This window comes from Sphingobacterium sp. UBA5639 (assembly GCF_002421245.1).
Taxonomy (GTDB): Bacteria; Bacteroidota; Bacteroidia; order Sphingobacteriales; family Sphingobacteriaceae; genus Sphingobacterium; species Sphingobacterium multivorum.
Genome location: NZ_DIJR01000014.1, coordinates 17,657 through 29,703, shown reverse-complemented (window position 1 = coordinate 29,703; position 12,047 = coordinate 17,657). Strand labels below are relative to the sequence as shown.

General features: G+C 40.1%; 13 protein-coding genes. 6 read left to right on the top strand and 7 right to left on the bottom strand.

Features of this window, described 5'->3' with window-relative positions:
- The first annotated feature begins 1 nt into the window (after position 1).
- The 4 genes from B4Z90_RS09960 (at position 2) to B4Z90_RS09945 (ending at position 3,452) form a co-directional block, all read left to right on the top strand.
- Entirely contained in the window at positions 2-682 is a 681-nt protein-coding gene (locus B4Z90_RS09960; protein WP_070561120.1) for a cell division ATP-binding protein FtsE, read from the top strand.
- A gap of 151 nt (positions 683-833) precedes the next feature.
- Positions 834-1,385, top strand: coding sequence for a nucleotide exchange factor GrpE (locus B4Z90_RS09955; protein ID WP_112376358.1), 552 nt, complete (start codon positions 834-836; stop codon positions 1,383-1,385).
- Between the two features lie 10 nt (positions 1,386-1,395).
- Complete coding sequence (gene dnaJ, locus B4Z90_RS09950; protein WP_112376357.1) at positions 1,396-2,550, top strand: molecular chaperone DnaJ; 1,155 nt, start codon at positions 1,396-1,398, stop codon at positions 2,548-2,550.
- Between the two features lie 314 nt (positions 2,551-2,864).
- Complete coding sequence (locus tag B4Z90_RS09945) at positions 2,865-3,452, top strand: outer membrane beta-barrel protein (protein ID WP_115049011.1); 588 nt, start codon at positions 2,865-2,867, stop codon at positions 3,450-3,452.
- Between the two features lie 66 nt (positions 3,453-3,518).
- Here the strand turns inward: B4Z90_RS09945 and B4Z90_RS09940 are convergent, their stop codons facing one another.
- Positions 3,519-4,292, bottom strand: coding sequence for a C40 family peptidase (locus B4Z90_RS09940; RefSeq protein WP_070561122.1), 774 nt, complete (start codon positions 4,290-4,292; stop codon positions 3,519-3,521).
- A 73-nt stretch (positions 4,293-4,365) separates the two neighbouring features.
- Between B4Z90_RS09940 and B4Z90_RS09935 the strand changes: the two genes are divergently transcribed.
- The gene (locus B4Z90_RS09935) at positions 4,366-4,839 is read left to right on the top strand and encodes a universal stress protein (protein ID WP_046672897.1); all 474 of its coding nucleotides are present in this window, start codon (positions 4,366-4,368) and stop codon (positions 4,837-4,839) included.
- Positions 4,840-4,916: 77 nt separating this feature from the next.
- Here the strand turns inward: B4Z90_RS09935 and B4Z90_RS09930 are convergent, their stop codons facing one another.
- The 6 genes from B4Z90_RS09930 to B4Z90_RS09905 are packed head-to-tail and all read right to left on the bottom strand — an operon-like array spanning position 4,917 to position 11,144.
- Positions 4,917-6,092, bottom strand: coding sequence for an RsmB/NOP family class I SAM-dependent RNA methyltransferase (locus B4Z90_RS09930; RefSeq protein ID WP_070561123.1), 1,176 nt, complete (start codon positions 6,090-6,092; stop codon positions 4,917-4,919).
- 7 nt (positions 6,093-6,099) lie between these two features.
- A complete protein-coding gene (locus B4Z90_RS09925) occupies positions 6,100-7,383 on the bottom strand; it encodes an ABC transporter substrate-binding protein (RefSeq protein WP_083295756.1) in 1,284 nt (427 codons plus the stop codon).
- On the bottom strand, positions 7,340-8,890 hold the full coding sequence (gene guaA, locus B4Z90_RS09920; RefSeq protein ID WP_046672899.1) for a glutamine-hydrolyzing GMP synthase: 1,551 nt from the start codon (positions 8,888-8,890) through the stop codon (positions 7,340-7,342). Before guaA ends, B4Z90_RS09925 begins: the two co-directional genes overlap by 44 nt.
- A gap of 42 nt (positions 8,891-8,932) precedes the next feature.
- Complete coding sequence (gene pyrF / locus B4Z90_RS09915; RefSeq protein ID WP_112376356.1) at positions 8,933-9,769, bottom strand: orotidine-5'-phosphate decarboxylase; 837 nt, start codon at positions 9,767-9,769, stop codon at positions 8,933-8,935.
- 16 nt (positions 9,770-9,785) lie between these two features.
- A complete protein-coding gene (locus B4Z90_RS09910; RefSeq protein ID WP_204991112.1) occupies positions 9,786-10,385 on the bottom strand; it encodes a TlpA family protein disulfide reductase in 600 nt (199 codons plus the stop codon).
- A 15-nt stretch (positions 10,386-10,400) separates the two neighbouring features.
- Positions 10,401-11,144, bottom strand: coding sequence for an RluA family pseudouridine synthase (locus B4Z90_RS09905; RefSeq protein WP_204991111.1), 744 nt, complete (start codon positions 11,142-11,144; stop codon positions 10,401-10,403).
- 83 nt (positions 11,145-11,227) lie between these two features.
- On the opposite strand from B4Z90_RS09905, the gene panB reads away from it, so the two are divergent.
- Positions 11,228-12,043: a 3-methyl-2-oxobutanoate hydroxymethyltransferase gene (panB, locus tag B4Z90_RS09900; protein WP_070561127.1), complete on the top strand. Its 816-nt coding sequence runs from the start codon at positions 11,228-11,230 to the stop codon at positions 12,041-12,043.
- The last annotated feature ends 4 nt before the right edge of the window (positions 12,044-12,047 follow it).

Sequence of the window (12,047 nt, the reverse complement as noted above, 5' to 3'; positions counted from 1 at the left end):
CATGATTGAAAATAAAGTCATTACATTAAAAAACGTTGATATCTTCCAACAAAAACATTTGGTATTGTCCAATGTCAATTTAAACATTGGTAAAGGAGAGTTTATTTATCTTATCGGCCAGTCCGGCAGTGGAAAAAGTAGTTTACTAAAAATCATTTACGGCGATTTATACATCGGCAATGGTGAGGGAATGATTGCGGGCTTTGATCTTAAAAAGCTGCACGAAAATGATGTTCCCTACCTGCGTAGAAAATTGGGTATTGTATTCCAGGACTTCCATCTTTTATCCGATAGAAGCATCGAGAAAAACCTCGAATTTGCACTGAAAGCAACAGGCTGGAAAGATAAGAAAATGATCGATAGCCGGATATTGGATGTATTGGAAAAAGTTGGGCTTCGTTCCAAACTTAAGAAAATGCCACATGAGCTTTCTGGTGGTGAGCAACAACGCATTGTAATTGCCCGCGCATTACTAAATAATCCTGAAATTATTCTGGCAGATGAGCCGACCGGTAACTTAGATCCTGCGACATCAGAAGAAATCGTCTTATTATTGCGTGACATTGCCAATTCCGGAACGGCTATTTTAATGGCAACACACGATTATACCATTATCCGTAATATGCCATCCCGCATCATCAAAACTACTGATGGGGTATTACAGGACAATGTCAGTATCTAGACAGAAAACTGACATATAAAAATAAGATTCCGACAAATTGTTAGGCTTTTTTAATAAAATCTGACAAGCTGTCGGAATTTTATTGTTTGGCAAAAACTTTGACAAACGAAGCATAGAGTAAATTTTTGAATCTAATTTTAGCATTGAAGATATGAATGAGCAAGATAATTATTACGATGAAGGTCAAGATCCAGTAGAAACAAATTCTTCTGAACAACAGGAACAGCCTGCTGATAATATAGCAGAAGAACTGTCTACTGAAGAGAAATTGGCTGCAGAATTGGCAGAGGCAAAGGATAAATACATTCGTCTTTCTGCTGAATTTGACAATTATAGAAAACGTACAAGCAAAGAACGTGTTGAATTGATTCAATCAGCAGGAAAAGATGTCATCAGTAAGCTATTACCTACACTAGATGATTTTGACAGAGCGTTAACAGCCATGGAAACAGCGACAGATGTTGAATCTGTAAAAACAGGAATGGATATTGTTAACAACAAATTCAGACAAACGTTGTCGCAATTGGGGTTAAAGGAAATGGATACCATAGGCCAAGCCTTCGATCCTGAATTACAAGAGGCTATCACAGCAATTCCTGCACCCACAGCAGAATTAAAGAATAAAGTAGTTGACGTGATCGAAAAGGGGTACTACCTAGGTGACAAAGTGATCCGTCACGCAAAGGTAGTTATAGGTCAATAATATTAAGACGATGTCAAAAAGAGATTATTACGATATACTTGGTGTCTCGCGATCAGCGGACGAGAAGGAGATTAAATCAGCATATCGCAAATTAGCGATAAAATACCATCCGGATAAAAATCCTGGTGATCATGAAGCTGAAGAACAGTTTAAGGAAGCTGCTGAGGCATACGATATCTTGAGCAATCCACAAAAACGTCAACGTTATGACCAATTTGGCCATGCCGGTAATTCTGCAAATGGTGGTTTTGGCGGTGGCGGCGGTATGAATATGGAAGACATATTCAGCCAATTTGGTGATATCTTTGGTGGAGGACATCCATTTGAAAGTTTCTTTGGCGGTGGCGGTGGCCAGCGTGGCGGCCGTCGGGTAGCTCGTGGAAGCAATTTACGCATAAAAGTTAAATTAACACTCGAAGAAATTGCCAAAGGCGTCGAGAAAAAGGTAAAGGTCAACAAACAAGTGGTCTGTCATTCTTGTGACGGATCTGGTGCTAAAGATAAATCTTCGTTCCATACCTGTAAAACCTGTGGCGGATCAGGATCAGTTCGAAGAGTAACAAATACCATCTTAGGACAAATGCAAACAACAAGCACTTGCCCTACGTGTAATGGTGAAGGTGTTGAAATCACAGCAAAATGTACAACTTGTAGAGGTGAAGGACTCGAACGCGGTGAGGAAACAATTGCGATAAATATTCCTGCGGGTGTAAGTGAAGGCATGCAACTTTCCATGAGTGGAAAAGGAAATGCTGCTCCGCGTGGCGGCGTCCCAGGAGATTTAATTATCCTGATCGAAGAAGTACCACACGAAAGTCTAAAACGCGACGGACTAAATGTAATCTATGATCTATACATTAATTTCGTAGATGCTACCTTAGGCACTAGCGTGGAAGTTCCTACAATAGATGGAAAAGCGAAGATCAAAATTGAGCCCGGTACACAAGGCGGTAAAATTTTACGGTTAAAAGGAAAAGGTATTCCCGAAGTCAACTCTTATCACAAAGGGGACCAACTTGTATACGTTAATATCTGGACACCAAAAGCTGTGTCTAACGAAGAAAAAGAATTATTGAACAAACTGAAAGAATCACCAAACTTTAAACCTCAACCAGGTAAAAGTGAAAAATCATTCTTCGAGCGAATCAAAGAATATTTCGATTAAAATCGGTCTTTCAAATACAAAAAAAAGCCATTTGTCCGCTGTTGACAAATGGCTTTTTTTTATCTTCTTACTTGAAATTGACAATTAAAAACAAAAAGTCAGGCCAATATCATTATCGTTAAATAGAAACGATAAAAATAAAAATACACTAAATTTTAACGCGCTGAACCACTATCAATTACCATAATGGCAAAACATCTAGACAATCTAGTGACAAAAAATTAAAATAAGATTTCGATATTTGACTAACAAATTTAAAAAGTCAGGAAGTATTTACTGGCTTATTAGAACAAACTATTTTAAATAAAAAAGACATGAAAAAAGTTTTACTAACATTGACTGCCATTGCAGGTTTAACAATAGCAGCACAAGCTCAAACTGAACAAGGAAAAATTATGGTTGGTGGTCAGGTTGGCTTCCAAACTTCTAAAGTTAAAGACACAGACTTCAAAAATAACTCATTCTCAATCAACCCAACAGTTGGTTACTTTGTAAGCGACAACTTGGCAATTGGTACAGGTATCGGTTACAACTGGAGTAAAGATGAAAGTGTTATGGACTTAAGCACAAAAAGAGACGCGTTCCAAGTTTCTCCATTCGTTAGAAAATACTCTGCTAATGGTCCATTAAGATTTTTTGCACAACTATCCGTACCAATGTCTTGGGGAAAAACTACCGTTGAAACAAATAACGTAAAAGCAGAATCAAAATTTGAGAACTACGGTGTCGAATTGGCTCCAGGTTTGGCATATTTCCCAACAAGCAAAGTCGGTATCGAATTAAAAGTTAGAGGTTTATACTATAATTATAACAATAACAAAACAGCTGATAGAGCAACAAATACATTTGGTTTAGACGCAAATTCATTAGCGCCAACTTTAGGTGTACAATTCCACTTCTAGTCAGTACGGAATTTAACAATAGGAAAGGCTATAATTACTTATAGCCTTTTTTTATGTCCTTCGCGATCATGTATACCGTTTAACAATCCGGAGTTTGTGTGTGTAACGGTTCTGTTCAGTATTAAAAATGCCCTCCGCATCCATCCGATCGACACGCACTTTCGCTGAAGCGTGGATAATCGTATCGCGATCCAGCATAATCCCTACATGGGTAATCCTTCCTTCGGCGTTATCGAAAAAAGCCAAATCCCCTACCCGTATTTCCGAAACAAAATCCACTGTCTGCCCCATCTCCGCCTGCTGGTAAGCATCGCGAGGTAAGGAAAGGTCAAAGCAACGATAAATCAATTGGGAGAAACCGGAGCAATCAATTCCCCATTGTGAACGTCCACCCCATAGATAAGGAACGTCATTATAACTTAAGGCCAATCGCACCACCTCGGTTTCAAATTGCTCTCTGGTAAAGGTATTGATACTACCTTGATACGTTAATGTCAATGGCGATAAATTGACGGTATTCCCTGTATTTAGATAAAGCTTGGTACCATGACAGAGCTGAAATTGTGTTGTATCGGTAAAAAGAACTCCACCCTCCCGTCCAACGATAGTAGGTTTTCCACTCAGATAATGTTGCCTATCCAAGTCGTTTAGTTCCTGAAACTGTCCGTTTTGAATCCAACCCAAATAGTCCGTTTCCAATAGACGTATTGAGGTCCAATCGGCCTGTTCATCAAGGATCTCAAAAAGTTCCCCAAACAATACCTGAGAAACCATTTCACTGCGGTGTGCCTGTTCTGAACGTAACGGAACGAGAGCTAGTGTACAAATACCATATTTCATGTGCTAAACAAAACAAAATCGTCAAAAATGTGATTATATATTATATGACGAAGATAAATTATTTATAGTAGAAATGGACAATACAAACTCAAAATTCAAAAGGATACTCGTCGCTGTCGACGACGAACCATGCTCAGAGAAGGCGATACTATATGCCAAAGAAATGGCCGCAGTATTTGGAGCCTCCATAGCGCTTGTCACTGTTGTTCCCCCTACTTCTCCGGCCAACTTTGGCGCGGATCCACTATTAGGTCAGCAACCTATCATTGTTCCGGAAGTATCGGAAATGGAACAGGATAATGCACAAAAATACCTTGAGAAAATAAGCCGCGAGTTTACAGGTGCAGGCGAAGTTTATCTTTTTAATCGAATCGGATCCATTAAAGAAGAAATTCTGGCGGCATCCCACGAGTGGTCCGCCGATCTTATTATTATGGGGACCAATGGACGGACTGGCTTTGACCATTTCATTTCTGGTTCCGTATCCGAGTCAGTCATTCGCAAATCAACTTGCCCTGTGCTCGTTATTCCCAGTAAATGTGACTGATACTAAATGATTTCTACATATAAAAGGCTATTTTTTCCAATGAAAAAATAGCCTTTTGCTTTTATTGCTTCTGAAAATTACCTTTTAATCAATCGCGCCACAAACATACTATCCGCTTTCTCTTCATAACCTTTCAAATAGTCCATGCGTTCGATTTCAAAACCAAAATTATCCACAATGTAATTGACAACATCTTCATTTTCCGCTTTAAAAATGGAGCAGGTTATATAAATCAAAGGCTTGCCCACTTTAACATGTCCTACTACATTACTTGCAATATTTTTTTGTAGTGCATTGAATTCGCCAATCTTAGCAGCCCGAAACTGTCTAATCATTTCTGGTGTACGCCCCCAAGTCCCCGATCCTGTACAAGGCGCATCCAATAACACCCCATCAAATCTTTCGCTCCCAAGAAGCGCAAAGGTATCCTTAGTAAGATCAAGTATTTTTTTTCGGTAATGCTTGATTCCAGCACGGTCAAAACGTTCATCGAGATTTCGGAGAATACTCATGCGAACATCGGATACCAAAAGATTGACAGTCGGACAAGCGTCCATCAATAAGAGAGATTTGCCACCTGAAGCTGCGCACGCATCCCACCAGGATTCCTTTTCAGCTGGATCCATATAATCCAACGTGCGCTGTGAAGAAAGATCCTGCACTTCTATCATTCCATCCAGCGTATCAAATCGCTGCAAGGATGTTCCATTATTCAAGGCAATAGTCTGATCGCCAATCATGGAATAAGGAATCTGATTGTTATCCAAAATAGCACACACGACTTTTGTCTTTCCGCGTTTCACCCGAATATATAAATAAGGCTGTATCAACTGGCTCTCTAAAAATTGTACCATGTCGATCTCATCAGAAATATGATCCGTAAATGGAAAGAGGTCATTCAGGTTAAAAACGCCTTCTGATTCCAGAAATGCAATTTTGTCCTTCAGTGGTAGATGGATCTTATCGCTGTACGAAGGCTCAAAAAGAGCCACCAAGGGGCTTTCGTGTTCACACAGGAATTCCGCAAGCACCAATCTACGCTGTTGTGACAGCTGCGAAGCTGCCGTTCCCAGACGAAAATAATTATAACATAAACGGGAAGTAGCCTTGCGATCGGATGATCCCATTTGCTTATTCAGCTTAAAAAAAGTAGTCAAATAACGCGAAAAGGGTTGATCCGCTTCAAAACCATCCATTGCCCGCTCAAAATTACGTATTTGCTGATGAACACGTCTTTCACTGAATTCCGCCATTCAAAGATTATTTTCTTTCAAATTTTTTGTTGTGATAAACCATCATACCCAAAGCTCTATTGGCATAGCCCCATTTTGGATAAAATTCAAATTTGTAATCGCTATTCAATCCCGAAAACTTATCCTGCGTCATTCGGCTAACATAATCTACGCCATATTTGTGGATCAATCGACCGAAATACAACGCCGCGTCATAACCTTTATAAGAAAATTCAGACGGGTCCACTTTATAAGCCGATTTATAATTTCCAATAAATTTACGGGTATCACTATCACTCTCATTCACCAAGTTGGAAGAAGTAATAGTAAGTCCATAAAAATCCATATTTTCGAAATTCTCATACGAAAGCTTAGCCATGTTTGGATGTCCATACAACTTAAATTGATTACCTGGATTCAAAAAGCGTTCGTCCATCTTATCCAATAAAGCTTTAACAAGATTCTTATTGGCTGTACCACTTACAATATGATTTGAACCGGTCAAGACAAGACTATTATCCAGTTCAGCAAGATTATAAACCGTTTTCACTTTTGCCTGTGCATTGGCTTTTGAAATTTCGCTAACAAAATTAACTAGAAACTGTTTGCTTTCATCGTCACCGGCATCGTATACTAATATTTGATCACCCGTATAGTATTGATCAGCAACATATTTCGCCAATGTCTCGGAATGTGTTCGAATAGAAGGTGTTATGGAAACCAAATTAGGTAAGCTAAATTCAGAAGCCATAGTGGCCGCCAAGGGAGAAACTTGCAGCACATTCTTATTTGCAAATGTTTGCCCAAAGCTTTTTATCTCACGTGGATACACCGGGCCCACCACAAGTACGGCATCCTTCACATTGACCGCTGTCCCCAAGGTCGCATTATAGGCAACATTGTCTCGAGAATCAATTACTTGTAAATCAAATAAAGCGCCCTCTTTGGCAATTTTGTCAAGGCCCAACTGAAACCCCTGATAAAAATCAAGTGCCAGGGAAGAACGCTCCACATCTTCTTTTGTAATTGTACCGGCAATACCACTTAACTCAAATGGCAATAGTAGTGCTATTCGATTATTCTTCACGGCGTGCCCATTGACATTTTGCACATCGCCCACTTTGGCAATCGTCGTCTCTTTGTCAACGGCCGGTTTAGTCACAGCAGTTTGCTGTTCGCCTTGACCAGAGGAAGGCGAACGCAATACTGTGCTTTTTTTGGTTGTACAGCTTGCAAGGCATAATGCTACAAGTGCCGCAACCCATATTTTATTCCCACTCAATTGTAGCGGGCGGTTTTGAACTGATATCATATACAACTCTGTTTATTCCTTTCACATGGTTGATAATTTCATTTGAAATTTTTGCCAACAGGTCATATGGTAAATGTATCCAATCCGCAGTCATTCCATCAAGAGAACCAACTGCACGTAAGCTAACAACATGCTCGTAAGTACGCTCGTCACCCATCACGCCTACAGAACGCACTGGCAAGAAAATTGTACCAGCTTGCCATACTTTATCGTACCAGCCAGCTTCCTTCAGGTTATTGATAAAGATCGCATCAGCCTCTTGTACAATACGTACACGCTCAGGCGTAATATCACCTAAAATACGAATTGCCAAACCTGGTCCAGGGAAGGGATGTCTGCCTAAAATTGCCTGATCCACTTCTAAAGCTTTTCCTACTCTTCTTACTTCATCTTTAAACAACGTTTTAAGTGGTTCTACGACTTTCAATTTCATAAAATCAGGTAAACCACCAACGTTATGGTGTGATTTGATTGTTGCTGAAGGTCCTTTCACTGAAACCGACTCGATAATATCGGGGTAAATTGTGCCTTGTCCCAACCATTTCGCTTCAATTCCCTCAGGTAATTCCTTTTGGATTTCTTTTGCAGCTTCATCAAAAACATCAATAAATGAATTACCAATGATTTTGCGTTTCTCTTCTGGTTCAGAGATCCCAGCTAATCTACCATAAAATAAATCTTTGGCATTTATTCCTTTAATATTTAACCCCATATTTTTGTAAGAATCCAATACCTGCTCGTATTCATCTTTACGAAGCAGACCATGATCTACGAAAATACAATGTAAATTTTTTCCAATTGCTTGGTGCAACAATACCGCTGCTACTGTCGAATCTACGCCCCCTGACAAAGCCATGATAACGTGATCGTCACCCAATTGTTCTTTCAAAGCGGATACTGTTGTTTCAACAAATGCGTCTGGTGTCCAATCCTGTGCACAACCACAAATGTTTACAACAAAGTTTTTTAATAAGATAGCACCATCTGTACTGTGTGTTACTTCCGGATGGAATTGTATACCATAGGTACGGGTGCCTTTTACTTGATAAGCTGCAACGCGCACTTTATCCGTACTTGCAATAATATCAAAATTTGCAGGAACTTCTTTGATGGTGTCTCCATGTGACATCCATACCTGCGATTGAATGGGTACTCCTGCCAATAATTCATTCTCGCTATTGACAAACTGCAGATTTGCACGACCATATTCACGAATTTCAGATGGCAACACTTCACCTCCTGATTTTTGAGCAATGTATTGCGCTCCGTAACAAACTCCTAAAAGTGGGAAACGATCCTGAATAGCAACAAAATCAATTTGCGGTGCATCTTCTTGTCTAACAGAATAAGGACTTCCCGAAAAGATAACACCTTTTACGGTATCGTCAAAATCTGGCAATTTATTGAACGGGTGTATCTCACAATACACATTTAGTTCTCTGACACGTCTAGCGATTAACTGTGTGTATTGAGACCCGAAGTCTAGAATTATAATTTTTTCTGGCATGCTGCAAAGGTAAGTATTACGAATGAATTATTAAATGTCAAATCAGGAAATAATGCCTGCTTTTAATAGTTCTACTTCCATTTCTTTCTGTAGAATCAGCGCTTCCTCCCGTGCCCTTTCAGCGAAATCACGTCCGTTTGAGGCATAGATAATTCCCCTTGTGCTGTTTACTAAAAGCCCGCAATCTTTGTTCATACCAAATTTACAAACATCTTCAAGCGAGCCGCCTTGTGCCCCCACTCCTGGAACCAATAAAAAATGATCTGGTGCATGTTCTCTAATTTTAATAAAGCCCTCCCCACGTGTTGCTCCGACCACATACATCAAATTGTCAGGTGTACCCCAAGTATTGACTTTATCGATCACCTGTTCGAACAATTGCAATCCTTCTTTGTTTTCAAAATTTTGAAAGTCCAGGCTACCTTCATTCGATGTCAACGCAAGTACGATTGCCCATTTATCGTTAAAATCCAAAAATGGTGTCACCGAGTCCTTCCCCATATAAGGTGCGATAGTAATACTATCAAATCCAAGTCCAGACGTCTTTTCATCAAAAAATGCCATCGCATAACGTCCCGACGTATTACCGATATCGCCCCTTTTTGCGTCAGCAATACTGAAACAATCCTTTGGCAACGCAGCCCAGGTTTTTTGAAGCGACTGCCAGCCTTTAATGCCATAACATTCATAAAACGCAATATTAGGCTTATAGGCAACACATAAATCAGCTGTTGCATCTATGATAGCCTTATTAAAGCTATAGATCGGATCCTCATCATCTAAAAGATGCTCCGGGATTTTGGTGAGGTCTGTATCGAGTCCGACACATAGAAATGAGCGTTTCGCTTTTATTTGATGAATAAGTTCTGCTCTTGTCATACTATATTTAGAGATCTTAAAAATTATTATTGATTAAATCTTGCATAAATTTGCCTACATCCGGACTTGAATAATCCGCCATACCTTCATGCCGTGTCGCGATCTTACCCGCTTTGTCCAATATCACCGTTGATGGAATCGGTCCCGAGAGCCATTCTTTTGGAATATCACTATTTGGAAAACTAATTGGCAGGGTCAACTGCTGTTCTTTCATGAAAGCCTCAGCCTTAGCCCTGTCGCCTTCAATCTCCACAATTAAAAACACCATATTTGGGTCATCTTTATACCGCTCATAGAGTACATTGATCGAAGGCATTTCGGCACGACAGGGAGCACACCAGGTTGCCCAAAAATTAATAAAGACCACTTTTCCCTTCAGATCCGCCACCTCGATTGTTTCTCCCCGCGAATTGACAAAGGAGACATGATTCAATGAAGTCTCTGGAGCCCGCCTGTCGGATTCTTTAGTGGCTGAAACAAGCTCCAGTTTAGGGTTGAAAAAACCCAGTTTCATTAAAAATTGCTGAAAATAACTTCTACTTGTTGGCCAGATCAACAAACCGATGAGCAGTACAAATACAACGTTTCCGATGATGTTTCTTGTCTTTGGACTCATTAGGCAATCCCGGTATTAAGCATCGAACTTATCCAACAGCTTCAATAAGGTCGCAAAATCCTTTGGATAAGGTGCCTCAAAAGCCATCTTAACTCCATTCAACTCAAATTCAACCTGTTTTGAATGGAGCGCAAAACGTTTCATAATAGGCTGCTCCTCTTCATCTTTGGACAATGTATATCCCCTTTTCTTAATTTGGGACAAATACACAGGTTTACCGCGATACATATCATCCCCCACGATAGCGGCATGTTGTGTCGCGAGGTGAATACGGATTTGGTGCATACGTCCTGTAATAGGTTTACATTCCACCAAAGTATAATTCTTATAGTATTTGATCGAATTGAAGATGGTCTCGGCCGGTTTACCGTTTGCACGGTCAATAGATACGTTTTTATTGCCCTGGTTCAAGATGGGTAAATCGACAAGCAAGTCCTGAAAAGTATGTGTACCTCCTATGACCGCATGATAAACCTTATTCACTTTTCTTTTTTCAAATGCAATGGAGATTGTACGGTATGTTTCTGGATTTTTTGCAATTAGTAAAATACCCGAGGTCTCTTTATCCAGGCGGTGGCACACCTGTGCATCAGGATGATATTTCTTCGCCAAACGAAGAATATTGACCTCCCCTCCCTCACGTTCATCTAACGAAGCGACAAACGGCGGTTTATTGATAACGATCAAATTTTCATCCTCATGGATGATTAATTCTGAAAATTTGGGGAATTTAAATAGACGAGTCTCATTTTGTATCATTCTGCAAAAATACAAAACACAAGGCAGAATATTGGTCAATGTATGATAAAAAGCTTACTTTTGAACACACAATATAAGTTAAGATGTCTGTAAACAAAGAAATGAAACGAGTAAGCACAGCAATGCTGCAAGCTATGAAAGAACGTCAGGAAAAGATTTCTATGCTTACAAGCTATGATTACTCCATGGCCAAAATGGTCGATCAAGCCGGTGTTGACGTTATTTTAATTGGAGATTCTGCTGCTAACGTATTCGCTGGCTACGAAACTACCTTGCCTATCACCCTAGATAATATGATCTACCATGCCGCTGCCGTTGCTAGAGGTACCGAACGTGCCATGGTATTGGCAGATTTGCCATTTGGATCTTATCAGGGCTCCGCCAATGAGGCTTACAATGCAGCTGTACGCATGATGAAAGAATCAGGAGCGCACGCATTGAAACTAGAAGGAGGTCTTGAAATCATCGAAAACATCAAAAAAATCATTGCCGGAGGCATCCCTGTATGTGGACACCTGGGCTTGACTCCCCAATCCATCAATAAATTTGGAAATTTTGGTGTGCGGGCGAAAGAAGAACAAGAAGCCGCTAAATTAATAGACGATGCCCTCGCTTTACAGGAGGCGGGCTGTTTTGCCATTGTTTTGGAAAAGATACCTGCAAAATTAGCTAAAACAGTTACCGAAAAATTGGTGATTCCGACAGTTGGTATTGGAGCTGGACCGGATTGCGATGGACAAGTCCTTGTGGTTAACGATATGCTGGGTATGAATGCTGATTTCAAACCAAAATTTATGCGTCATTTCGCTAATTTGCACGAACAGATCACAACTGCAGTAGCTCATTATGTGGCCGAAGTAAAAGCGGTACAGTATCCGAACGAAGACGAACAATATTAGAAAA

Excerpts from the sequence above, each read along its gene's own strand:
- B4Z90_RS09935 (WP_046672897.1), top strand. The coding sequence starts at position 4,366 with ATGGACAATACAAACTCAAAATTCAAAAGGATACTCGTCGCTGTCGAC.
- guaA (WP_046672899.1), bottom strand. The coding sequence starts at position 8,890 with ATGCCAGAAAAAATTATAATTCTAGACTTCGGGTCTCAATACACACAG.
- B4Z90_RS09945 (WP_115049011.1), top strand. The coding sequence starts at position 2,865 with ATGAAAAAAGTTTTACTAACATTGACTGCCATTGCAGGTTTAACAATA.
- B4Z90_RS09905 (WP_204991111.1), bottom strand. The coding sequence starts at position 11,144 with ATGATACAAAATGAGACTCGTCTATTTAAATTCCCCAAATTTTCAGAA.
- panB (WP_070561127.1), top strand. The coding sequence starts at position 11,228 with ATGTCTGTAAACAAAGAAATGAAACGAGTAAGCACAGCAATGCTGCAA.
- B4Z90_RS09910 (WP_204991112.1), bottom strand. The coding sequence starts at position 10,385 with ATGAGTCCAAAGACAAGAAACATCATCGGAAACGTTGTATTTGTACTG.
- B4Z90_RS09930 (WP_070561123.1), bottom strand. The coding sequence starts at position 6,092 with ATGGCGGAATTCAGTGAAAGACGTGTTCATCAGCAAATACGTAATTTT.
- B4Z90_RS09960 (WP_070561120.1), top strand. The coding sequence starts at position 2 with ATGATTGAAAATAAAGTCATTACATTAAAAAACGTTGATATCTTCCAA.
- B4Z90_RS09940 (WP_070561122.1), bottom strand. The coding sequence starts at position 4,292 with ATGAAATATGGTATTTGTACACTAGCTCTCGTTCCGTTACGTTCAGAA.
- pyrF (WP_112376356.1), bottom strand. The coding sequence starts at position 9,769 with ATGACAAGAGCAGAACTTATTCATCAAATAAAAGCGAAACGCTCATTT.
- dnaJ (WP_112376357.1), top strand. The coding sequence starts at position 1,396 with ATGTCAAAAAGAGATTATTACGATATACTTGGTGTCTCGCGATCAGCG.
- B4Z90_RS09925 (WP_083295756.1), bottom strand. The coding sequence starts at position 7,383 with ATGATATCAGTTCAAAACCGCCCGCTACAATTGAGTGGGAATAAAATA.
- B4Z90_RS09955 (WP_112376358.1), top strand. The coding sequence starts at position 834 with ATGAATGAGCAAGATAATTATTACGATGAAGGTCAAGATCCAGTAGAA.